The following is a 23586-nucleotide window of genomic DNA, read 5'->3' as shown; positions in this document are numbered from 1 at the left end:
CGGATATGTCATTAAAAGGGAAACTCCAGCGGATGAAAAAGCACATGGTGCTCGATGAAGGAGAACAAAAAATAGAAGCAGGCAAACAAGAAAACCACTTTGATGACATCCCGTTTTTAGAAGAGTGGGAGGCTTTTGGCATGAAGCCTTTCATCTTCGAAGATGAATATTGCCTCATCAGAGAAGTGGAATATCCGCTTTCTCACCGCCATGGGTTATACAGCTTTTCTGAGCTTGAGGAAGTGATCACACTGTGGAATCAAAGCAGCCTGTCGCATACATTGTCAGCAAAAGGGTATAACAAAAACAACCTCTTTTTCTTTGATACAGAAACAACCGGTCTTGGGGGTGGAGCTGGGAATACCATTTTTTTGCTTGGGCATGCGAGAGTATATGAAGACCGAGTGACAGTCAAGCAGCATCTTTTGCCCAAACCGGGGAACGAAGTCGCCTTGTACCAAAGCTTTTTAAGCGAGGTTGACATTACATCACTTGTGACCTACAACGGCAAAGCCTTTGATTGGCCGCAGGTGAAAACAAGGCACACCTTGATCCGTGACAGACTTCCGAGGCTTCCGGAGTTTGGCCACTTTGATCTTTTGCATGGAGCTAGACGCCTGTGGAAACACAAAATGGACCGCGTATCTCTTGGCACGGTTGAAAAAGAGGAGCTCGGCATCCGCAGACTAGAAGACACACCGGGCTACTTGGCGCCAATGCTTTACTTTCATTTTATCAAGGCACAAGAGCCGGATCTTTTAAAAGGTGTCCTGCATCATAATGAAATGGATGTGTTATCGCTCATTTCATTGTACATCCATATGTCTAAAAAAATCCTTTCAGAATCACATGCGCCAAAAGAACACAGTGAAGCCTATGCTATGGCGAAATGGTTTATGGCTCATAAAGAAACGGACCAAGCGATCAAGCAGTTGGAAAGGCTTATAGAAAAATCGTTTGAGGACCAGGACAGTGCACGGCTGGATTTATCGCTCCTGTACAAAAAACAAAACCGCTTGGAAGAAGCAGTGGCGCTTTGGGAAAAGCTGTCCCGCTCGCAAAACCAGAAGTGCAGATACGCTGCTGTAATAGAGCTCGCGAAATATTTTGAGCATAAGAAAAAAGCATTCGGAAAAGCATTGCAAATAGCAGAGCAATTGCTTAGCGATGCGGCATGCTTATCAGAGAAAGAAACTGAAAAACTGCATGTGAGAATTGCCCGGCTGAAGAGGAAATATTCCTCTTAAATATTCCCCGGGAAAGCGCAAAAGACGACTTGTTTCGCCATGAATTTTTTTTGCTGAATTCACATTGATTTTGTTGTAGAATAGCGGCGAATCCTGTAAAATGACGTTAGTTATTTTTAAAGGGAGAGTTGGTATGTATAAGGGTGTTTTTTACTTGTTCTTTGTTGTGGTATTTTTGATTGCTTTTGTGTTTTCAAACTTTAAAGACAGCTTAATTGCACACTTTTAAAATAGGTCTTTGCATCAGAACATGTACCCCTTATTTTTCATAGCTTAGTATTGTAATAAAGTTTATGGAAAGGGGATTTTATCATGCATCACTGCAGACCGCATATGATGGCGCCAATTGTCCATCCTACTCATTGCTGTGAACACCATACGTTTTCGAAGACTATCGTGCCGCACATTCACCCACAGCATACAACAAACGTAAACCACCAGCATTTTCAGCACGTTCACTACTTTCCACACACTTTCTCAAATGTTGACCCGGCTACGCATCAGCATTTTCAAGCAGGAAAACCTTGCTGCGACTACTAGTATGGAAAACGTGCAGCTTGATGGTGTAAACAATGCAGCACAACAAATGGGGCCCACGGGAGCCCCATTTTTTAAAGCAGGTGAAATGATGAAAGTATTGGCAATAACGGGCTATAAACCGTTTGAACTCGGGATATTTAAGCAGGATGACAAGGCGCTGTATTACATAAAAAAAGCCATTAAGAACCGGCTGATTGCTTTTTTGGATGAAGGATTAGAATGGATTTTAATTTCGGGCCAGTTTGGAGCGGAGCTGTGGGCGGCAGAAGCTGCATATGATTTGCAGGAAGAATACCCTGACTTAAAGGTAGCTGTCATCACACCATTTTACGAGCAGGAAAAGAACTGGAAAGAACCGAATAAGGAACAGTATGAAGCAGTTCTGGCTCAGGCAGACTATGAAGCAAGCCTGACTCACCGTCCTTATGAAAGCCCGCTTCAATTCAAACAAAAAAATCAGTTCTTCATTGATAAGTCCGACGGGCTTCTGCTTTTATATGACCCGGAAAAGGAAGGCTCCCCTAAGTATATGCTTGGGACAGCGGAAAAAAGGCGCGAACAGGATGGCTATCCCATCTACTTTATTACAATGGATGACTTGAGAGTGACAGTAGAGGAAGACAGCTACTCATAGCAATAAGAGAAATTTGACAACCGTACAGATTTCTGAAAAAATATATGTGATGATTCACGATACGAGGTGAAAAAGATGCTTGCTGATAAAGTAAAGCTTTCTGCGAAAGAAATTTTGGAAAAAGAATTTAAAACAGGCGTTAGAGGCTACAAGCAAGAAGACGTTGACAAATTTTTAGATATGATTATTAAGGATTATGAAACCTTCCATCAAGAAATTGAAGAACTGCAGCAGGAAAATCTGCAGCTGAAAAAACAGCTTGAAGAAGCCAGCAAAAAACAGCCTGTGCAATCTAACACAACAAACTTTGATATTTTAAAACGGCTGTCTAACTTAGAAAAACACGTTTTTGGCAGCAAGCTTTATGATTGATCACGCTTGAAAAAAATGGCGCTTGTAAATTGTAATCAGTTGTTATATAATAATTCATGTTCTTAACGTTCGGGTAATCGCTGCAGATCTTGAATCTGTAGAGGAAAGTCCATGCTCGCACGGTGCTGAGATGCCCGTAGTGTTCGTGCCTAGCGAAGTCATAAGCTAGGGCAGCCTTTAGAGGCTGACGGCAGGAAAAAAGCCTACGTCCTTCGGATATGGCTGAGTATCCTTGAAAGTGCCACAGTGACGAAGTCTCACTAGAAATGGTGAGAGTGGAACGCGGTAAACCCCTCGAGCGAGAAACCCAAATTTTGGTAGGGGAACCTTCTTAACGGAATTCAACGGAGAGAAGGACAGAATGCTTTCTGTAGATAGATGATTGCCGCCTGAGTACGAGGTGATGAGCCGTTTGCAGTACGACGGAACAAAACATGGCTTACAGAACGTTAGACCACTTACATTTAAAATGATGAAAACAAGCTCTCCCGTATAAGGAGAGCTTTTATCTTGAAAAGAGAAAAGTTTTAAAAGACAGGGTGATACGATGAAGAAGTATACACTAATTGCAACGGCGCCGATGGGCATTGAAGCTGTTGTCGCAAAGGAAGTACGAGATTTAGGATACGAATGCAGGGTTGATAACGGGAAAGTTATTTTTGAAGGTGATGCACTTGCCATCTGCCGTGCGAACCTTTGGCTTAGAACAGCCGACCGCATAAAGGTTCAGGTTGCTTCTTTTAAAGCGAAAACATTTGATGAACTGTTTGAAAAAACGAAAGCGATTAACTGGCGCTCATTTATACCTGAAAACGGGAAATTCCCTGTCATCGGAAAATCAGTAAAATCAACACTTGCAAGCGTTCCCGACTGTCAGCGGATCGTCAAAAAAGCAATTGTCGAAAAGCTCAAGCTGCAGTCCGGCAAAGCCAATGATTGGATTGAAGAAACAGGTGCTGAGTATAAAGTCGAAATTTCTTTATTGAAAGATCAGGCTTTGATTACACTGGACTCATCAGGGACAGGCCTTCACAAACGTGGATACCGTGTCGATCAGGGCGGTGCGCCGATTAAAGAAACACTTGCTGCCGCTTTGGTGCAATTAACCAATTGGACGCCGGACCGCCCGTTTGTTGATCCTTTCTGCGGCTCCGGAACAATCGCGATAGAAGCGGCGCTAATCGGCCAAAACATCGCCCCGGGATTCAACCGCGATTTTGTATCAGAGGATTGGGAATGGATCGGTAAAGATCTGTGGAACAAAGCGCGGCTTGAAGTCGAAGAAAAGGCAAATTATGACCAGCCGCTTACAATTTTCGCAAGCGACATAGACCACCGCATGGTTGAAATCGCAAAAGAAAATGCAGAGGAAGCAGGGTTGGGAGATTTAATCCAGTTCAAGCAGATGCAGGTCAAAGATTTTACCACCAATCTGGAGTTTGGCGTAATTGTCGGCAACCCGCCATATGGAGAGCGTCTCGGCGAGAAAAAAGCCGTTGAGCAGATGTACAAAGAAATGGGGAAGGCGTTCGAGCCGCTTGATACTTGGTCTGTGTATATGCTGACATCAAATGAAAATTTTGAGGAAGCATATGGCAGAAAAGCAACGAAGAAACGAAAGCTCTTTAACGGGTTTATTAAAACGGATTATTATCAATATTGGTCAAAAGTAAGACCGCAGCGCAAGAAAACAGAAAACGCATAAAAAGAAGACGCTCTGCATGCGTCTTCTTTCATCTTTCAGCCCTATTCTATCGTTACCAACGGTGAGCTTTCGCGTTGCTTCTCAATATAATGTTGGTTTGGGACATTTCAGTGTGACCGTTTACTTGAGACTTAGAACGTTTAGGCCGCGTCCAATTGTGATGAAACAGTTCAGAATGCTGATCTAATCGGTTTCTATAACTCATGTCAACATCACTCCCTGATAGAATATTGTTGATAAGACGGATAATCCGGAGACGGAATATCAAGTGTAGTTTGTGCATGTTTCGGTGATAACATGCGGTAAAGCATGTATATAAAATGAAAAGTTCGCATACAATGATGATTATTTCCATCAGAGGTGATCTCATGCTGAACAGCGAACATTTTAATCTTATTCAAAGGGCGCTTGACGCAACAGCAAACGAGCTGAAGGAGCTCGGGACTGATTCGTCTCCGTCTGTGATTTCGCATGCGCAAACTGATTTAGAAAAAGCGGTAGAACATATTTATTCAACAGACCATCCTTTTTTATCGTCGCATGTGATCAATCGTAAGTAAACTGCAAAAAACTTGGCAATGCCAAGTTTTTTTATTGTATTCATCAGCGGAAAATGATATTATTGGTGGTCTGAATGTCGAATAGTTGGGGGTTGGAACTAGGTGACAACATCACGTTTGCCTTTTTCTTTAACGAAAACAAAGAATTTTTATGAAGAATTGAACAATTGGATTGGTGACGTGTTTTACGATATCCTTCCCGAAAAAGGGTTTGATCTTCGGGACGAGCAAGTATTTATGGCTTTTCAGCTGGAGCGGGCGTTTAAAGAGAAAAAAGTCATGTTCGCCGAAGCTGGAGTGGGAACGGGGAAAACGCTGGTTTATCTTCTTTTTGCAATCAGCTATGCAAGGTATGTCGGAAAACCCGCCATCATCGCTTGTGCAGATGAAACATTAATTGAACAGCTGGTGAAAAAAGAGGGCGATATTTCTAAGCTGGCTGAGCATCTTGATCTGAAAATTGATACAAGGCTGTCAAAATCACATGAGCAATATTTATGCTTGAAGAAGCTTGAAAAAACAATGCAGCGTTCTGATGATGATAAATGGCTGGATCTTTATGAGTCGTTACCGTCATTTGTCCACGAATCACAGGCGATGCAGCGCTTTTATCCGTATGGCGACCGTAAGCAGTACGCAAATCTATCGAATGAAGAGTGGTCTGACGTAAGCTACGACTCGTTTCAGGACTGTCTGACTTGTGATATGAGACACAGATGCGGTCTGACACTTTCCAGAGATTACTACCGCAAGTCAACGGACTTAATCATTTGTTCCCATGATTTTTATATGGAGCATGTATGGACGGAGGAATCACGCAAGCGAGAGGGCCAGCTGCCGCTCTTGCCTGACCATAGTGCAGTTGTATTTGATGAGGGGCATTTGTTAGAGTTTGCTGCGCAAAAAGCGCTAACCTATAGAGTGAAGCAGTCTACTCTTGAATTGTTTTTAGAACGTTTGCTGCAAAATGACATCAGAGAAGAGTTTGCAGAATTGATTGAAGATGCGCTTCACGCAAACGACGAATTTTTCTATGTTCTTTCTGAAGAATCAAAGGAAGTAGCCGGTTCACACCGTTTAGAAATAAAAAATGACCAGCGTGTCAAAAAGGCGGCGGACGAGCTTTGCCGTTTACTTGATAAAATCGGTGAGGCACTTGTATTTGAGTCTGAAATGTATACGATTGATCAATACGAGCTGTCAGTAGTGGAAGAATATGTTGAACAAATGGCGTATTCATTATCTCTATATCAAAAGGATGCGATCAGCTGGCTGGAGAAAAAGGAAGCAGAATCAACTTTTGTCGTGATGCCGAGAACGGTAGCAGAAGTACTTGGCGAAAAAGTGTTTTCTAAGAAAATTCCTTATATCTTTTCTTCTGCTACGCTGTCAGAAGGCGGTTCGTTTGATTATATTGCCGACAGTCTTGGGATTCATGATTATTTGTCATTAACGGTTGATTCTCCTTACGATTATGACGAGCAAATGAGTATTAATCTATACGCAAAAACAGATATGGCCGCTGAACAAAAAACGGCTGAAACGATTGAAACAATCAAACGTTACAAAGGAAGAACGCTGGTGCTTTTCCCTTCTTTTGAAGAATTAAACGAGTTTAAAGAGCTGTCGGCGGCTTGGGAGCTGCCGTATCCAATTTTCTTTGAAGGTGATGAGGAAATCAGCAGCTTAGTGGAGAAATTCCAAGAGGAAGAGGAAACAGTACTTTGTTCAGTTCACTTATGGGAAGGACTCGACATTCCCGGTGACGCATTGAAGAATGTTACCATTTGGTCATTGCCATTCCCGCCACACGATCCTGTATTTACAGCGAAGCGCAACGGAGCGAAAAAAGATCCGTTCGAAGAAGTTGATCTGCCATATATGTTGTTACGTGTACGGCAGGGCATCGGGCGCCTGATTCGCTCGAATCAAGACAGCGGCTCGATTCACATTTACGCTGGCGGAGAAAATGAACGCATCATTGATGAGGTCAAAAAGGTCTTGCCTGTTGAACCGCACATGATGTAATGGAAAAAAGCTGACGATCGTTCGTCAGCTTTTTTTATTTGTCAGCGGGAAAGCCAGCCGCCATCAACTGCTAAAATATGTCCATTTACATAATCTGAAGCACGTGATGCCAAAAAGACTGCAGTCCCCCCGATATCATCCGCTTGGCCCCAGCGGCCGGCAGGAATTCTGTTTAAAATGTCCTCATTTCGCTTTTCGTCATCCCGAATAGGCTTTGTATTCGCAGTAGAAATATAGCCTGGGGCGATTGCGTTGACCTGAATACCTGACGCTGCCCACTCATTTGCAAATGATTTTGTCAGACCGGCAACAGCGTGTTTGCTCGCGGTGTAAGCCGGAACGAGGATGCCGCCTTGAAAAGACAGGAGAGAGGCAATATTAATAATCTTTCCATGACCTCTTTTCAGCATGTGCCTGCCAGCAAGCTGTGTCAGAATAAACAGGCTGTTTAGATTGACATTCAGTACGTGCTGCCAGTTCTCTTCTGGAAAATCTTCCGCTTTTTCCCGATGAATAATGCCGGCATTATTGACAAGGATGTCGATCTGCCTGTTTTCAAACAGCTCAGCTGCAGAATCCTTTATCGCTTCCGGCTTGCTCATGTCCAATGTAAAAGATGTAAATGTCCGGCCTTCCTGTTCCACAAGCTGCTGTGTTTCAGACAGACTGCTCTTATGTGATGTGCCGATAATATCAGCGCCAGCCCCGGCTAGGGCTTTGGCTATTCCTTGACCGATCCCTGTTCCCGGGCCTGTCACCAGCGCTGTTTTTCCTTCTAATGAAAAGGCGTCATGTAGATAACCCATCTTATTTCAGCCCATCCATCGGAACGAGATCCATGTCCGTAAATGTGTAATTTTCTCCAGCCATCGCCCACACAAAGCTATAGTTTGATGTTCCTGCGCCAGAATGAATAGACCAGGCGGGAGAAAGGACAGCCTGCTCATTTCCAACAACAAGATGGCGTGTTTCGTCCGGCTGGCCCATGAAATGAAATACCTTTGAGTCCTTTTCAAGATCCAGATAAAGATAAGCCTCCATCCGACGGTCATGAACGTGTGCTGGCATGGTATTCCAGTTGTTGTTTTGATCTAACATCGTTATTCCCATCATCAGCTGACAGCTTTTAATGCCATCCTGATGAATGACTTTGTACAGACTTCTGACATTAGACGCTGCATCATCACCAAGGCGGTCCGGCGTCAGTTCAGCTAGGGCGGCTTTTTGTGTCGGATAGCTTTTGTGGGCGCAAGCGGAGACGAAGTAAAACTTCGCTTTTTCCCCGTTCAGGCTTGAAAACGATACATCCTGATTGCCCATTCCAATATAGAGAAAATCCTTTGTTTGAAGCACATATTCATCATCGCCGACTCTAACGGCACCAGGCTGGCCGACATTAATAATCCCGATTTCACGCCGTTCCAAAAAGAAGTCTGTTTTTAGAAAATCACCTGCATCAAGCTTCAGTTCACTTTGCCCTGGAGCCGCTCCGCCGATGACAACCCGGTCTTCATGTGAGTAATACATCGTAAGTTTGTTTTCTGTAAATAAAGGATCCATTAAGAAATGACTGCGAAGCTCCTCTGTTGTAAAGCGTTTTACTTGTTCAGGATGTACAGAATAACGATTTTCCATTATATTTCCCCCTTGGTTAGGATTTCAGCATCACTTGAATGAAAATATTTTGGTAACGGTTTCAAAGAAAATTTTAGGATAAATAGCGAAAAGAGTCAACGAAAAAATAATGAATTAATACATTATTAAAAAAACTCTTTCCAAATTTTAAAATTATGGTATTCTTTTGTTGTAACGGTTTTGAAATCGGTTTCAAATATAAGAGATACAGGAGCACTTGAATGAAAAAGAAAACAACAGGCCATACAACCATCAAAGATGTAGCTGAATGTGCAGGAGTTTCGAAATCGACAGTTTCCCGCTATATTAACGGAAAAATTGACGCGATTTCTCCTGAAAAAGTGAAAAACATTAAAAAGGCAATCGCAGAATTGAATTATCGGCCGAGTAAAATGGCACAAGGTTTGAAAATAAAAAAAAGCAAGTTAATCGGATTTGTTGTGGCTGACATTACAAATCCTTTTTCGGTCGCTGCTTTCAGGGGAGTCGAAGAGGTTTGTGATCAATATGGATACAGCATTATGGTGTGCAACACAGATAACAGTCCTGAAAAAGAGCGGGAAATGCTCTTAAAGCTAGAAGCCCATTCGGTTGAGGGCTTGATTTTAAACGCAACAGGGGAAAACAAGGATATACTGCGCGCTTTTGCTGAACAGCAAATTCCAACAATCTTAATTGACCGGAAACTGCCGGCTCTGAAACTGGATACCGTAACGACTGATAACAGATGGATCACAAAAGAGATTCTTCAGAAGGTTTACAGCAAAGGGTATACTGATGTCGCGCTGTTTACCGAACCGATTTCCTCTATCAGCCCTCGTGCAGAAAGAGCAGCTGTGTATCAGGAAATGGCTTCGGTTCATAATGTGAACGGGCTTGTCAGATTGCATGAAATTGACGTAAAGGACAAGGAGCAGCTTAAGGCGGCGCTTCGTTCTTTTCACAAGGAAATGCCGGAGCAAAAAAAAGCGATTCTGGCTTTGAATGGCTTGATTTTGCTGAAAATCATCAGCTGTATGGAAGAGCTTGGCCTGCGCATCCCTCAAGATATAGGGATTGCAGGGTTCGATGATACGGAATGGTATAAACTGATCGGTCCAGGCATTACAACGATCGCCCAGCCGTCACATGATATGGGCAGGACGGCGATGGAACGTGTATTAAAAAGGATTGAAGGTGACAAAGGAGCGCCTCAAACCATTGAATTAGAGGCAAAAGTCATCATGAGAAAGTCACTTTAATCCTAGGGGCCCTCAACTAAGAGGAGGTTGGGAAGAGATGAAGCTTGATGCGGTGACATTCGGGGAATCAATGGCCATGTTTTACGCAAATGAGTATGGAGGCCTTCATGAAGTATCCACTTTTTCTAAAGGGCTTGCCGGAGCAGAAAGCAATGTCGCCTGCGGCCTTGCCAGACTCGGATTCCGAATGGGATGGATGAGCAAGGTCGGCAATGATCAGCTCGGAACGTTTATTGTACAGGAACTTAAAAAAGAGGGAGTGGATGTGTCCCGCGTGATCCGCTCGCAGGACGAAAATCCCACCGGGCTGCTGCTGAAGTCAAAAGTGAAAGAAGGCGACCCGCAAGTTACCTACTATAGGAAAAACTCAGCTGCAAGCACATTAACTTCAGCTGAATATCCGAGAGATTATTTTCAATGCGCAGGCCATTTGCATGTGACAGGCATTCCGCCTGCTTTATCAGCCGAGATGAAAGACTTCACGTATCATGTCATGAACGACATGAGAAACGCAGGGAAGACCATTTCATTCGACCCTAATGTAAGACCTTCGCTTTGGCCTGATCAAGCAACAATGGTACACACAATCAATGATCTGGCTGGGCTTGCAGACTGGTTTTTCCCGGGTATCGCAGAGGGAGAGCTATTGACCGGAGAAAAAACACCTGAAGGCATTGCCGACTATTATTTGAAAAAAGGTGCCAGCTTTGTCGCTATTAAACTCGGAAAAGAAGGCGCTTACTTTAAAACGGGGACAAGTGAAGGATTTCTAGAAGGCTGCCGGGTCGACCGGGTGGTTGATACGGTCGGCGCCGGAGACGGATTTGCAGTCGGTGTAATCAGCGGTATCCTAGACGGTTTGTCGTACAAGGATGCGGTGCAAAGGGGAAATGCGATTGGCGCTTTGCAAGTGCAGGCACCGGGGGATATGGACGGTTTGCCGACCAGGGAGAAATTAGCTTCTTTTTTATCTGCTCAAAGAACGGTTCACCAAAAGAAAGGGGATTATTAATATGGAGTCCAAAGTCGTTGAAAACCGTCTGAAAGAAGCAAAGCTGATTGCAGTCATTCGTTCAAAGGATAAGCAGGAGGCCTGTCAGCAGATTGAGAGTTTATTAGATAAAGGGATTCGTGCAGTTGAAGTGACGTATACGACCCCCGGGGCATCAGATATTATCGAATCCTTCCGTAATAGGGAAGATATTTTAATTGGCGCGGGCACGGTCATCACCGCGCAGCAAGCTGGGGAAGCTGCTGAGGCTGGCGCGCAGTTTATTGTCAGTCCGGGTTTTTCAGCTGATCTTGCTGAACATCTATCTTTTGTAAAGACACATTATATCCCCGGCGTCTTGACTCCGAGCGAAATTATGGAAGCGCTGACATTCGGTTTTACGACATTAAAGCTGTTCCCAAGCGGTGTGTTTGGCATCCCGTTCATGAAAAATTTAGCGGGTCCTTTCCCGCAGGTGACCTTTATTCCGACAGGCGGGATACATCCGTCTGAAGTGCCGGATTGGCTTAGAGCCGGAGCTGGCGCCGTCGGAGTCGGCAGCCAGCTGGGCAGCTGTTCAAAAGAGGATTTGCAGGCTGTTTTCCAAGTGTAAGTGGAATTGTTTTTTCATAACCGGAGGATGGGAGAATCCACAATATGAAAATCAAGGCGACAATTGAACGGGTACCTGGCGGAATGATGATTATTCCGCTATTTCTTGGAGCGGCGCTCAACACGTTTGCGCCTGGAACAGCGGAGTTCTTTGGAGGGTTTACGGGTGCTTTGATTACCGGAACGCTGCCGATACTGGGTGTTTTTATCTTTTGCGTAGGAGCAACGATTGATTTTCGTTCTTCAGGCTATATCGCAAGAAAAGGAATCACGTTATTATTGGGAAAGGTCGGATTTGCGGCGCTGCTCGGCGTGATCGCAGCGCAATTTATACCTGACGAAGGCATACAATCCGGCTTTTTTGCAGGCCTTTCTGTTTTAGCAATTGTCGCGGTAATGAATGAAACGAACGGCGGACTGTATTTGGCGCTCATGAATCACATGGGAAGAAAAGAGGATGCGGGCGCTTTCGCCTTTATCAGTACAGAATCTGGTCCTTTTATGACCATGGTGACGTTTGGTGTGACGGGACTTGCCGCATTCCCATGGGAAACGCTGGCAGCGACAGTCATCCCGTTTTTACTTGGATGTATACTTGGAAATCTGGATCACGATCTCAGAGACTTATTCAGCAAGGTTGTGCCGGCGATCATTCCATTTTTCGCCTTTTCGCTCGGCAATACCTTGAATTTTGGAATGCTGATCCAATCAGGGCTGCTCGGCATTTTTATCGGAGTTTCTGTCGTCATTTTATCGGGCAGTTCTTTGTTTTTGCTTGATCGTTTTATTGCGCGGGGAGATGGTGTCGCGGGAGTGGCCGCTTCTTCTACGGCGGGGGCTGCTGTAGCTGTGCCATACGCATTAGCTGAAGCGAATGCATCATTTGCGCCAGTTGCTGAATCGGCAACTGCAATCATCGCGACAAGTGTTATTGTCACCTCGCTCTTAACCCCGCTGGCAACAGTGTGGGTAGATAAAAAAATCAAGAAGAAAAAGCGGAGAACACCTCCGCCAAAAAATCAAATGACGATCAACTGAATAAAAAGGCTGCCGCCAAACATACCGGCAGCCTTTTATACAAACAATTTGACTTTCATACCCCCTTCCATTAGCCTGTAATGGAACGGCTAGAATAGGGAGGGAATGGATATGGAGATACATACATATGAAAAAGAATTTTTTGATCTTTTAAAAAGAATCTCACATTACAGCGAAGCAGCTGCGTTAATGCACTGGGACTCCAGAACAGGCGCGCCGAAAAACGGCTCAGAGGATCGTGCCGAAAGTATCGGCCAGCTTTCAACAGATATATTCAATATCCAAACATCAGATCGAATGAAGGAGCTTATCGATGTCCTGTATGAACGATTTGATGACTTGTCGGAAGATACGAAAAAAGCAGTGGAACTGGCGAAAAAAGAGTATGAAGAGAATAAGAAAATCCCTGAGGCTGAATACAAAGAATACGTGATTCTGTGTTCAAAGGCAGAAACAGCGTGGGAGGAAGCGAAAGGAAAATCTGATTTCAGCCTGTTTTCTCCTTATTTAGAACAGCTGATTGAATTCAATAAACGTTTTATTACGTATTGGGGATATCAAGAGCATCCTTATGATGCATTGCTTGATTTGTTTGAGCCCGGCGTCACGGTAAAGGTGCTTGATCAGCTGTTTACTGAGCTGAAGGAAGCGATTATCCCTCTTGTTAAACAGGTGACAGCTTCCGGAAATAAACCAGATACAAGCTTTATTACAAAAGCGTTCCCGAAAGAAAAGCAAAAAGAGCTCAGTCTGTATTTTTTACAGGAGCTTGGCTACGATTTTGATGGAGGAAGACTTGATGAAACCGTTCATCCGTTTGCAACTACGCTGAACCGAGGAGACGTTCGGGTCACGACGAGATATGATGAAAAAGATTTCCGGACGGCGATCTTTGGCACCATTCATGAGTGCGGGCACGCGATATACGAGCAAAATATTGATGAAGCACTCAGTGGCACGAATTTGTCAGACGGCGCATCAATGGGAATTCATGAATCGCAATCATTATTTTACGAGAATTTTATCGGCCGCAACAAGCATTTTTGGACACCGTACTATAAGAAGATTCAAGAAGCATCACCTGAACAGTTCAAGGACATCTCCCTGGATGATTTTGTCCGGGCAATCAATGAATCAAAACCTTCATTTATCAGGGTCGAAGCGGATGAATTGACGTATCCTCTTCATATCATCATCCGTTATGAAATTGAAAAAGCGATTTTCAGCAATGAAGTGTCTGTGGAAGATCTGCCGTCGCTTTGGAATCAAAAATACCAAGATTATTTAGGGATTACACCGCAGACCGACGCAGAGGGGATTTTACAGGACGTCCATTGGGCAGGGGGAGATTTCGGCTACTTCCCATCCTATGCGCTCGGCTACATGTATGCGGCTCAGCTGAAACAAAAAATGCTTGGGGATCTCCCTGAATTTGACGCTCTCTTGGAAAGAGGAGAGTTCCATCCGATAAAGCAATGGCTGACGGAAAAGGTGCACATTCACGGAAAACGGAAAAAGCCGTTAGACATTATTAAAGATGCAACAGGAGAAGAGCTGAATGTTCGCTATTTAATTGATTATTTATCAAACAAATATTCAAATCTCTATCTGTCATAATCAAAAGCCTGGCGGCGCGGTCGTCAGGCTCTTTTATATCGGATTCCCTTGAAATACGAATGATATCTAAAAAAACAAAAATAAAGTTCGTGAATTTTTATTTTCAGCCTATGCAAGGGATTAGAATCTTGATATAATTTATTACAATATAATAGGAACACTCATATAATCGCGTGGATATGGCACGCAAGTTTCTACCGGGCACCGTAAATGTCCGACTATGGGTGAGCAATGGAACCGCACGTGTACGGTTTTTTGTGATATCAGCATTGCTTGCTCTTTATTTGAGCGGGCAATGCTTTTTTTATTCTCATAACGGAGGTAAGACAAGATGGAAGCACTGAAACGGAAAATAGAGGAAGAAGGCGTCGTATTATCTGATCAGGTATTGAAAGTGGATTCTTTTTTGAATCACCAAATTGATCCGCTGCTTATGCAGAGAGTTGGTGACGAATTTGCGTCCAGGTTTGCAAAAGACGGTATTACCAAAATTGTGACAATCGAATCATCAGGTATCGCTCCCGCTGTAATGACGGGCTTGAAGCTGGGTGTGCCAGTTGTCTTCGCGAGAAAGCATAAATCGTTAACACTCACCGACAACTTGCTGACAGCGTCTGTATATTCCTTTACGAAGCAAACAGAAAGCCAAATTGCAGTGTCTGGGACCCACCTGTCGGATCAGGATCATGTGCTGATTATCGATGATTTTTTGGCAAATGGACAGGCAGCGCACGGGCTTGTGTCGATTGTGAAGCAAGCGGGAGCTTCTATTGCGGGAATTGGCATTGTTATTGAAAAGTCATTTCAGCCGGGAAGAGAAGAACTTGTAAAACTGGGCTACCGAGTGGAATCTCTGGCAAGAATTCAGTCTTTAGAAGAAGGAAAAGTGTCCTTCGTACAGGAGGTTCATTCATGAGAAATGGATTCGGCAAAACGCTGTCTTTAGGGATTCAGCATGTTCTTGCCATGTATGCCGGCGCCATTGTCGTTCCTCTGATTGTTGGAAAAGCAATGGGACTGACTGTCGAGCAGCTGACTTACTTAGTATCGATTGATATTTTTATGTGCGGTGTGGCTACACTTCTGCAAGTGTGGAGCAACCGATTTTTTGGGATCGGGCTTCCGGTAGTGCTTGGCTGTACCTTTACGGCTGTATCGCCAATGATTGCGATTGGATCTGAATATGGGGTTTCAACAGTTTACGGTAGCATTATCGCTTCAGGCATTCTTGTCATTCTTATTTCATTTTTCTTTGGAAAGCTCGTATCGTTTTTTCCGCCGGTCGTGACAGGCTCTGTTGTTACGATTATCGGTATTACACTGATGCCGGTTGCCATGAATAACATGGCCGGCGGAGAAGGAAGTGCAGATTTCGGAGATCTCTCCAATCTTGCTCTTGCTTTTATCGTGTTGAGTATCATTGTGCTTCTATACCGTTTTACAAAAGGCTTTATCAAGTCCGTCTCGATTTTGATCGGTATTTTGATTGGCACCTTCATCGCTTATTTTATGGGGAAAGTTCAATTTGATAATGTTTCGGACGCGGCAGTTGTTCAAATGATTCAGCCATTTTACTTCGGCGCGCCGTCTTTTCATGCAGCGCCTATCATTACGATGTCCATCGTTGCAATTGTCAGCCTTGTGGAGTCAACTGGTGTTTACTTTGCTTTAGGTGACCTGACAAACCGCCGTTTGACAGAGAAAGATTTGTCTAAAGGCTATCGAGCTGAAGGACTGGCTGTGCTTCTGGGCGGTATTTTTAACGCTTTTCCTTACACGGCATTCTCTCAAAATGTCGGGCTTGTTCAGCTCACAGGGATCAAAAAAAATGCCGTCATTGTGGTCACAGGTGTGATCCTAATGGCATTTGGGCTGTTTCCAAAAATCGCTGCTTTCACGACCATTATTCCATCCGCTGTTTTGGGCGGTGCAATGGTGGCGATGTTTGGAATGGTGATCGCTTACGGAATTAAAATGCTCAGCCGCATTGATTTTGCGAAACAGGAAAATCTGCTGATTGTTGCCTGCTCAGTGGGATTGGGGCTCGGTGTGACCGTTGTGCCGGATATTTTCAAACAGCTTCCGAGTGCCTTAACGCTGCTTACAACGAATGGCATTGTGGCGGGCAGCTTTACTGCAGTCGTCTTAAATATTGTATATAACGTTTTTTCTAAAGCCAAAAAAACAGAACAAGAAGCTGACCTCGCTGAACAAAAAACAGCAGTCTAACTCCGCCGCGGCGGAGTTTTTTGCATATAAAAAAGATTGTTGCGGCACAATGTATGCAAAGAGGTGATCGCATGGCGTTTATTTTATCCATTGGAACAAGTCTTCCTGCGTATAATGTAAACCAAGAGAAAGCGGCCGAGTTCGCCCGCTATATGTTTCAGCATTCTTTTAAGGATATTGACCGGCTGTTATCCTCCTTCAAAAACGGGCAAATCCATTCGAGACAGTTTGTTAAGCCGATTGAATGGTATAAAGAGGGGCACAGCTTTGAAGAAAAAAATCAAATATACATAGAAGAAACACTTAAACATAGCAGAGAGGCTGTTCGTGAGTGCCTTTCTCATCCGGAATTTTTTCAAGAAGCCATTCCTTATGAGAAAGTGGAAGCTGTTTTTTTCGTCTCCAGTACAGGTCTTTCCACACCGACTATCGAGGCGCGGCTTATGAATGAACTTCCGTTTTCTCCATATACGAAGCGGATTCCGATTTGGGGGCTTGGCTGTGCAGGAGGAGCCAGCGGACTTGCGCGTGCAGCCGAATATTGCAAAGCGTATCCTGAGGCTTTTGTGCTTGTCATTGCTGCCGAGCTGTGCAGCCTGACATTCCAGCCGGAAGATAAAACAAAAAGCAATCTGATCGGCACCTCGCTTTTTGGTGACGGCATTGCCGCAGCTTTATTATGCGGAGAGAAGGCGGACCGCAGGATGTCAAAGCTGAAGCTTGCGCCGAAGATAATGGACGCCCAATCTGTTTTGATGAAACAATCAGAAGATGTCATGGGCTGGGACTTTACCGATCAAGGATTCAAAGTCATTTTCTCACGAGACATTCCGACCTTGGTGGAAAAATGGCTCAAAACAAATGTACAGATTTTTTTGGACAAACATAAGCTGTCATTCCATGATATCAGTGTTTTTTTGGCTCATCCAGGCGGAAAAAAAGTGATCGATGCATACATCAAAAGTCTCGGGCTGTCGTCAGAAAAGCTTTCATCTGCGCAAACCATTTTGCAAAAGCACGGAAATATGTCTTCAGCCACAATCTTGTATGTGATAAAAGACCATCTGCAGAACGGACATAAAAAGGAAGCTGAACGAGGAATGATTGGCGCATTAGGGCCGGGTTTCTCATCAGAGTTGCTATTATTCAGCTGGGAAAAGGGGGCCTGACTCATGTTTTGGTTGTTGATCGCCATTCTCATTGTTCAAAGAGCAGCAGAAATGGCAGTGGCCAGGCAAAACGAACAAAAGGTAAAGAAGCAAGGAGCAATTGAATTTGGCGAGAGCCACTATCCGTATATCATTACGATGCATATCCTTTTTTTCCTGTCCTTAATTGCCGAAGTGCTGCTGATGAATAAACAGCCGTCCAGCTGGTGGCTCGGTATCGCTGCAGTTATTTTAAGCGTACAGATCGTACGGTATTGGGCGCTTTGTTCCTTAGGGGCATATTGGAATACGAAAATCCTTGTTGTTCCAGGTGTAGAGCTTGTAAAAAAAGGTCCATATAAATGGATGAAACATCCAAACTATGCCGTTGTTATACTCGAAATTTTGCTGATTCCGCTGCTTTATCATGCATACGTCACCATGTGTCTGTTTTCCATTTTCAATGCCGTGTTGTTAAGCGTCAGAATTCGCGCAGAAGACAAAGCATTACAGGAATACAGCGTAAAATAGCGATTGAAAATCATTCTCAACCATGTTAAAATGAATTTGAAAAAGATTCTCAATCAGGATGGTGAAGCAAATGACAATGCTGTTTTTGCTTGGAGCGGTTTGTACATATAGTGTATTAATTGGTTTTGTATTAAAAGGAATCTCTAATAAATCTGTTTGATGAATCTGGAACTTGTAAAAGTTGCAGATTTTCTTTTATAGAAGCTGCCGTAATGGCGGCTTTTTTCTATTCTCCTAAAGAAATTTGGTTTATTCTTGTGTAAAATGAAAAGGGAATGAATTCAGATCTTTCGAAAAAGGTTCACAATTGAAACGGCACAAAGGGGTTCAGACTTATGACAGATCAAAACAGAAAAGAGCTTTTGCATAAAACTGGGGAACTTTATAAGCAATTTATTGAGAATCAAGATGAACAAAGGGCTGCTAAACTGGCTGCGGTCATGAAAAAAGCGGCTGATGAAGAGGTTTATATCGCGTTTACCGGGCATTATTCAGCGGGAAAATCGTCACTGCTCAACTGCCTGTTAATGGAGAATATTTTGCCGACAAGCCCGATTCCGACAAGCGCTAACCTTGTTGTGATCAGAAACGGGGAAGAGCGAGTTCGGCTTCATACAACAGACGGAGCGTGTGCTGAACTGGAAGGGGCTTACCAGAAAGACAAGGTGCAGCAATATTGTAAAGACGGGGAACAGATTGAAAGCGTCGAAATTTTTGACAGGTATACTGAGATCGATTCCGGGGTTGCGTATATTGATACACCAGGGATAGATTCAACTGATGATGCGCATTTTCTATCGGCTGCTTCTATTCTTCACCAGGCGGATGCGCTGTTTTACGTCGTTCACTATAATCACGTGCACTCTGAGGAAAATGTAAAGTTTCTCAGATCAATAAAAGAAAGCATTCCGAATGTGTATTTTATCGTCAATCAAATTGACCGCCATGATGAGACGGAGACGAAATTTGGAGACTATAAAGCGCAGGTAGTGGAGATGCTCTGCAATGAAGGGATTTCAAGAGAAGCGCTCTATTTTACATCAGTAACAGAACCGGATCACCCGTTCAATCAGATGGGGGCCCTGAGAGAAGAGTTAAGAAGAATAGAACAGCAATCAAAAAGCAATATGCAGGCTTTAACCGAACAAAAAGTCCGTAATCTGCTAAAGGAACATACGGAAATGCTGAAGAAAGACGAAACAGGCGCTCCGAGTTTCGCTGAACAGCTTAATATCCAAACTGGACTGGTCCAATCGCTGCGTGATCAATTGGATGAGGCCGAAAAACAAACGACTGAGGCAGAGAAGAGGATGCAGGAAGAAATCAATCGTATTTTAAAAAACGCCAACCTGACGCCTTTTGAAATGCGTGAATTGGCGGCTGCATTTTTAGAATCACAAGAGCCTTCTTTTAAAACCGGCTTTTTCTTTTCTAAAGCGAAAACTGCACAGGAAAGAGATAAAAGGCGGAATGCTTTTTTCTCTGATGTGGCAAAACGAACAGAGGCCGAAGCGGATTGGCATATGATAGACACGCTTCATAAACTCGCCAAGGCATTTGATGTCTATACCGCTGAAAGTGAAAAGCTGATTCAGGCTTATCGCACACCGCTTGATATAAGCATCATTGAACGCGCGGTCAAGCATGGTGCAGCCTTTTCTTCTGAATATGTATTGCAATATACAAAAGACTTGGCAGAGCTCATCCGGAAAGAGGCGAAAAGAGAAGCCGCAGACATCATAAAGGTGCTCTCCGCTATGGTGAAAGAGCGTGTTTCCAAAGACATGCAAACGATTAACGACCGGCTCGTCCAAGAATCAGAAAAACTTGTCTTTCTTCAAGAACAAGCTCGTTTAGAGAATAATGCCCGAGAGAAAACCGATCGCCTTTGGGCCATTTGGGAAGAAGAGTCCGCATGCCCAATGCATATAGACACAGAATGGTTTAAATCGAAGAAAACAAGAGTGGCGGCTCCAGAGCAGAAACAAGGCCGAAGCCAGCTGACGGCGCAGCCGATGCCGAAATCAGAAATCAAAATGGAACAAGAAATGCCGCTTCAAGACCAAATCAAACGCTTTTACACTTTGTCTGACCTTTTAGGCGAATGCAGCATGTTGTTAAAGCAAACTTCAGCGTTTCGTGAAAGGGTGAAAAGGCTTGAGGAACGGAAATTTACACTCGCTCTTTTTGGAGGCTTCAGCTCGGGGAAATCATCATTTGCCAATGCGCTTGTCGGCGAAAGAGTGCTGCCATCCTCACCAACTCCAACCACAGCGACAATTAACAAGATCACAAAGCCAATCAATGGAAACTTAAACAAAACAGCGGATGTAGTGTTTAAGACAGAGGATGACATAACGGCTGAAATTTTACAGCTCACCGGAATACCAAAGGAACCGGCAGGCCGTTCCTTCACAGAGAAGTGGGAAAAGGCAGTCAAAAAAAACAGGCTGCAGGAAGAACATGTGAAATTGATCAGCAATTTTCTGCTTGCATACGAGAAGTATCAGCAGTATATACAGGAACAGAAGAAATTAACGATTCCGCTCTCTGAATTAAAGCCGTATGTAGCAGAGGAAACAACGGCCTGTGCTGTGAAAGAGGTAACGGTCTACTATACATGTCCGCTTACTGAAAAAGGGATTACGATCGTTGATACACCCGGCGCGAGCAGCATGAATAAACGGCATACAGAACTGGCATTCCAATATATCAAAGATGCTGATGCATTTTTTTATATGACTTACTATCAGCACTCTTTTTCAAAAGGAGACCGTTCATTTTTGCGAAAGCTTGGACTTGTGAAAGAATCGCTTAGCATGGATAAAATGTTTTTTATTATTAATGCTGCAGACCTTGCAAAAGATAAAACAGAGCTCGAAACAGTGACCGATTATGTCAGCGCAGAGCTTGTAAAAGAAGGGGTTTATGAGCCGCAGCTCTTTACCGTATCAAGTAAGGAGGAACTGATGGGAAAACCGGAGTCATTTTACAATCAGTTCTCGAAAGTAAGAAAACACTTAGACCGGTTTATCGAAGTGGATGTAAAAAAAGCGTCAGCAGCGCAGCTCAGTTCGGAGGCAGACAAACTATGCGAAACTGTTTTTCAGCTTCACCAATCCCAGCATCAGTCCCGAGAAGAGAAGGAAGCGCAGAAACAGCGCCTTATGCTGTCATTTGAGCGGACAGCGGCCGATATCGAGAAACGGCGGAACTCAGAAACCATCATTGAAAAAGTAAAAAAAGATACAAGAGAGCAGCTATATCACATTACACAGCGATTATCATATTTTGCAAATGATTTATTAAAATCGGCATTTCATCCCGGGCTGCAAAACGGGGATTGGAAAAAGAACGTCAGTAAGGCGATGACAACAGCCTTACATGAATATCAATTTGAATATATTCAGGAAATCAAAACGCTTGATGTTCGCATGAGCGGTTTCATCGAAAGGCATATCAATGAAGAATGGCTGGATCAATTTCAAAAAACATTAAACGAGGACGGTTATTTTTCCGTTTATGCGGGTGATCAGCATTCGAACGGCATACAGTTGAAGGAAGTTGAACCAGAAATAGAAGAACGTGCTTTTGAGCAGGAACTAAAAGAGGTCAAATCACCGAAGCAGTTTTTTGAGCATAAAGGAAAATCGGCCTTTATCGAAGCTGTACGGATGAAACTTACGAAAATCACAGAGGCATGGATAAAAAATGAAGAAGAAAGCCTGATCTCTCATTACACTGCTCACCTCAGACGCTTACAGGAAGATATGGGTGAAAAAGCAATCGCGCAAATAACGGATCAAAAAGAGACATATTTAAGAGGATATGCGGAAGGGGAACATGCGAAAGAGATTGAAATGGCGTACCAGGCGTGCATCTCCTGGAAAAATTCAGACAATACAATAAAAATGTAAAATTCAGTTGGCTTGTATTTCAAGTCATGATAGACTAAATAGAAAAAAGCGAGATGAACGATTAATGTCAGAGGTACATAAAGCAATTTCAGCACATTCATCAAAACAGCACGAGCATATCAAAGCATTTATGCGTCTTGAAAATTTGCGTGAATTGGCGATTGAAGAAGCTGTTGCTAAATGCAAAAACGATGAGCCTTATACTACAGATGCAATTAATGAAATTACCGAGCAAATGAATCAGCTCGCTAAAAAAGGTATCGTCCCGACAAGACGGCTTGTATCAAAAGAAATGGTCAGAGAATACGTAAGCCGCATGTAAGCTGGATGATCCTGTCGCGAGTGAACCTCCTGCCGGAAGCATATACTATATGCATCCGACGTAAGGGGGGATTCATGTTGGGCAGAACAAAGCTCGGAAACAGAAATGCACAGGCGAATAACAATGCCAAAAAGAAAAACGGATTTCAAACCCATTTTGACTCTTACGCAGGACGCGAAGCTGAAAAGCTGATCGCCAGCAACAAAAGACACAACGATTGATAAATATCCAAACAGTATCTCTCATTAAAGAGATACTGTTTTTTATTTTTGGGCTGCTTTATGATAAAATAGAAGGAATGAAAGAAAAGGGAGTTATTTGATGAATAATAATAAACTATTGCTGGTTGACGGCATGGCTCTTTTATTCCGGGCCTTTTTTGCCACGGCCGTACATCGCAACTTTATGATAAATGACAGCGGGGTGCCGACGAACGGCGTCAACGGCTTTTTAAAGCATTTGATTACAGCTGTGGAAACATTCCAGCCGACACACGTCGTCTGCTGCTGGGACATGGGGAGCAAAACGTACCGAAATGACTTGTTCCAAGATTATAAGGCCAACCGCAGCGCGCCGCCTGTGGAGCTGATTCCGCAGTTTGATTTGGCAAAGGAAGCAGCCGCAGAGCTTGGAATCATGAATATTGGCTTTGCCGGCTATGAAGCGGATGACTGTATCGGTACTCTTGCCGATTTATTTGCGAATGAAGCGGACATTACGGTCGTAACAGGGGACAGAGATTTACTTCAGCTGTTAACGGATAAAGTAAGCGTTGCTTTGCTTCAAAAAGGAATCGGAAATTATAAAGTCTATACAAAAGAGATTTTTTATGAAGAAACAGGCGTAATGCCGAAGGCTTTGATTGATATTAAAGCGCTTATGGGAGATTCCAGTGATAACTATCCCGGAGTCAAAGGGATTGGAGAAAAAACAGCCTACAAACTGATTCGTGAATACGAAACGATTGACCGTTTATTGGAAAATCTTTCTCTTCTTCCAAAAGGACAGCAGGGAAAAATTCAGCAAGGTTTAAGCGATTTGGAGATGTCGAGGAAGCTTGCGGAAATTCATTGCTCAGTGCCGCTGGCCTGCACACTGAAAGACGCTTTATTTAATTTGCAAATGGAGCAGGCGGCTGACATGCTTCGCCGCCACCAAATCAAAGGAATTGAGCGTATGCTTGAAAAGCTGAACGCTAGAGAGATCGTTTAGATCTTCT

Annotated in this window: 25 protein-coding genes, 1 other RNA gene and 1 riboswitch; of the genes, 23 read left to right on the top strand and 3 right to left on the bottom strand. The window is 43.6% G+C overall.

Going from position 1 to position 23586, the window contains the following annotated elements; translation table 11 throughout:
• Positions 1-5 precede the first annotated feature (5 nt).
• The 7 genes from mrfB (at position 6) to MHH79_RS11010 (ending at position 4498) form a co-directional block, all read left to right on the top strand.
• Positions 6-1247, top strand: a complete 1242-nt coding sequence (gene mrfB / locus MHH79_RS11040) for a metal-dependent exonucleaseMrfB (protein WP_340034384.1) — start codon at positions 6-8, stop codon at positions 1245-1247.
• A gap of 100 nt (positions 1248-1347) precedes the next feature.
• Positions 1348-1476 carry a hypothetical protein gene (locus MHH79_RS11035; RefSeq protein WP_003230707.1) on the top strand — a complete coding sequence of 43 codons (129 nt, stop codon included), beginning with the start codon at positions 1348-1350 and terminating at the stop codon, positions 1474-1476.
• 83 nt (positions 1477-1559) lie between these two features.
• Entirely contained in the window at positions 1560-1787 is a 228-nt protein-coding gene (cotD, locus tag MHH79_RS11030) for a spore coat protein CotD (protein WP_010886551.1), read from the top strand.
• Between the two features lie 88 nt (positions 1788-1875).
• A complete protein-coding gene (locus tag MHH79_RS11025; protein ID WP_063335302.1) occupies positions 1876-2421 on the top strand; it encodes a DUF1273 domain-containing protein in 546 nt (181 codons plus the stop codon).
• Between the two features lie 75 nt (positions 2422-2496).
• Complete coding sequence (gene gpsB / locus MHH79_RS11020; protein WP_003225629.1) at positions 2497-2793, top strand: cell division regulator GpsB; 297 nt, start codon at positions 2497-2499, stop codon at positions 2791-2793.
• A gap of 65 nt (positions 2794-2858) precedes the next feature.
• An RNA gene (rnpB, locus tag MHH79_RS11015) (RNase P RNA component class B) lies at positions 2859-3240 on the top strand.
• A 100-nt stretch (positions 3241-3340) separates the two neighbouring features.
• Entirely contained in the window at positions 3341-4498 is a 1158-nt protein-coding gene (locus MHH79_RS11010) for a class I SAM-dependent RNA methyltransferase (protein WP_063335216.1), read from the top strand.
• Positions 4499-4550: 52 nt separating this feature from the next.
• On the opposite strand, the gene MHH79_RS11005 is transcribed toward MHH79_RS11010, so the two are convergent.
• Positions 4551-4703, bottom strand: a complete 153-nt coding sequence (locus MHH79_RS11005; RefSeq protein ID WP_010327933.1) for a YpzG family protein — start codon at positions 4701-4703, stop codon at positions 4551-4553.
• Between the two features lie 163 nt (positions 4704-4866).
• On the opposite strand from MHH79_RS11005, the gene MHH79_RS11000 reads away from it, so the two are divergent.
• Positions 4867-5058, top strand: coding sequence for a hypothetical protein (locus tag MHH79_RS11000; protein WP_003246090.1), 192 nt, complete (start codon positions 4867-4869; stop codon positions 5056-5058).
• Positions 5059-5160: 102 nt separating this feature from the next.
• Entirely contained in the window at positions 5161-7086 is a 1926-nt protein-coding gene (locus MHH79_RS10995) for an ATP-dependent DNA helicase (protein ID WP_063335215.1), read from the top strand.
• A 41-nt stretch (positions 7087-7127) separates the two neighbouring features.
• Here MHH79_RS10995 and kduD read toward each other — a convergent pair whose 3' ends face one another.
• Positions 7128-7892 carry a 2-dehydro-3-deoxy-D-gluconate 5-dehydrogenase KduD gene (gene kduD / locus MHH79_RS10990; RefSeq protein ID WP_063335214.1) on the bottom strand — a complete coding sequence of 255 codons (765 nt, stop codon included), beginning with the start codon at positions 7890-7892 and terminating at the stop codon, positions 7128-7130.
• 1 nt (position 7893) lies between these two features.
• Positions 7894-8721, bottom strand: coding sequence for a 5-dehydro-4-deoxy-D-glucuronate isomerase (gene kduI, locus MHH79_RS10985; protein WP_015251844.1), 828 nt, complete (start codon positions 8719-8721; stop codon positions 7894-7896).
• Positions 8722-8942: 221 nt separating this feature from the next.
• On the opposite strand from kduI, the gene kdgR reads away from it, so the two are divergent.
• From kdgR to exnP, 14 genes are all read left to right on the top strand, one after another.
• The gene (kdgR, locus tag MHH79_RS10980; RefSeq protein WP_063335213.1) at positions 8943-9962 is read left to right on the top strand and encodes a pectin utilization transcriptional regulator KdgR; all 1020 of its coding nucleotides are present in this window, start codon (positions 8943-8945) and stop codon (positions 9960-9962) included.
• 37 nt (positions 9963-9999) lie between these two features.
• Positions 10000-10974, top strand: coding sequence for a 2-dehydro-3-deoxygluconokinase (gene kdgK, locus MHH79_RS10975; RefSeq protein WP_015383934.1), 975 nt, complete (start codon positions 10000-10002; stop codon positions 10972-10974).
• Position 10975: 1 nt separating this feature from the next.
• On the top strand, positions 10976-11566 hold the full coding sequence (gene eda, locus MHH79_RS10970; protein WP_015383933.1) for a bifunctional 4-hydroxy-2-oxoglutarate aldolase/2-dehydro-3-deoxy-phosphogluconate aldolase: 591 nt from the start codon (positions 10976-10978) through the stop codon (positions 11564-11566).
• Positions 11567-11610: 44 nt separating this feature from the next.
• Positions 11611-12603 (top strand): 2-keto-3-deoxygluconate transporter, encoded by a 993-nt coding sequence (gene kdgT, locus MHH79_RS10965; RefSeq protein WP_015483365.1) that lies wholly within the window; start codon positions 11611-11613, stop codon positions 12601-12603.
• 111 nt (positions 12604-12714) lie between these two features.
• Positions 12715-14220, top strand: a complete 1506-nt coding sequence (gene ypwA, locus MHH79_RS10960; RefSeq protein WP_340034380.1) for a carboxypeptidase — start codon at positions 12715-12717, stop codon at positions 14218-14220.
• Between the two features lie 141 nt (positions 14221-14361).
• Positions 14362-14461, top strand: a riboswitch (purine riboswitch).
• 90 nt (positions 14462-14551) lie between these two features.
• Positions 14552-15136 (top strand): xanthine phosphoribosyltransferase, encoded by a 585-nt coding sequence (xpt, locus tag MHH79_RS10955; RefSeq protein WP_046381132.1) that lies wholly within the window; start codon positions 14552-14554, stop codon positions 15134-15136.
• Positions 15133-16449 carry a xanthine permease PbuX gene (gene pbuX / locus MHH79_RS10950; protein ID WP_014477144.1) on the top strand — a complete coding sequence of 439 codons (1317 nt, stop codon included), beginning with the start codon at positions 15133-15135 and terminating at the stop codon, positions 16447-16449. The genes xpt and pbuX overlap by 4 nt, the downstream gene beginning before the upstream one ends.
• A gap of 71 nt (positions 16450-16520) precedes the next feature.
• The gene (bpsA, locus tag MHH79_RS10945) at positions 16521-17618 is read left to right on the top strand and encodes a type III polyketide synthase BpsA (RefSeq protein ID WP_063335211.1); all 1098 of its coding nucleotides are present in this window, start codon (positions 16521-16523) and stop codon (positions 17616-17618) included.
• Positions 17619-17621: 3 nt separating this feature from the next.
• The gene (bpsB, locus tag MHH79_RS10940) at positions 17622-18128 is read left to right on the top strand and encodes an alkylpyrone methyltransferase (protein WP_063335210.1); all 507 of its coding nucleotides are present in this window, start codon (positions 17622-17624) and stop codon (positions 18126-18128) included.
• Between the two features lie 70 nt (positions 18129-18198).
• Positions 18199-18288, top strand: a complete 90-nt coding sequence (gene fbpC, locus MHH79_RS10935) for a Fur-regulated basic protein FbpC (protein ID WP_100069434.1) — start codon at positions 18199-18201, stop codon at positions 18286-18288.
• Positions 18289-18463: 175 nt separating this feature from the next.
• Positions 18464-22045, top strand: a complete 3582-nt coding sequence (gene dynA / locus MHH79_RS10930; RefSeq protein WP_340034378.1) for a dynamin GTPase — start codon at positions 18464-18466, stop codon at positions 22043-22045.
• 64 nt (positions 22046-22109) lie between these two features.
• Positions 22110-22367, top strand: coding sequence for a YpbS family protein (locus MHH79_RS10925; RefSeq protein ID WP_015383925.1), 258 nt, complete (start codon positions 22110-22112; stop codon positions 22365-22367).
• 74 nt (positions 22368-22441) lie between these two features.
• Positions 22442-22588 (top strand): hypothetical protein, encoded by a 147-nt coding sequence (locus tag MHH79_RS10920; RefSeq protein ID WP_003230761.1) that lies wholly within the window; start codon positions 22442-22444, stop codon positions 22586-22588.
• A gap of 100 nt (positions 22589-22688) precedes the next feature.
• Positions 22689-23579 (top strand): 5'-3' exonuclease ExnP, encoded by an 891-nt coding sequence (gene exnP, locus MHH79_RS10915; RefSeq protein WP_100506364.1) that lies wholly within the window; start codon positions 22689-22691, stop codon positions 23577-23579.
• Positions 23580-23586: the final 7 nt, after the last annotated feature.

The sequence above is a fragment of the Bacillus sp. FSL K6-0993 genome, assembly GCF_037977205.1.
GTDB classification, from domain to species: Bacteria; Bacillota; Bacilli; order Bacillales; family Bacillaceae; genus Bacillus; species Bacillus subtilis.
Note: the sequence above shows the minus strand (reverse complement) of the source record. Positions and strands in the feature narration are given on the sequence as shown.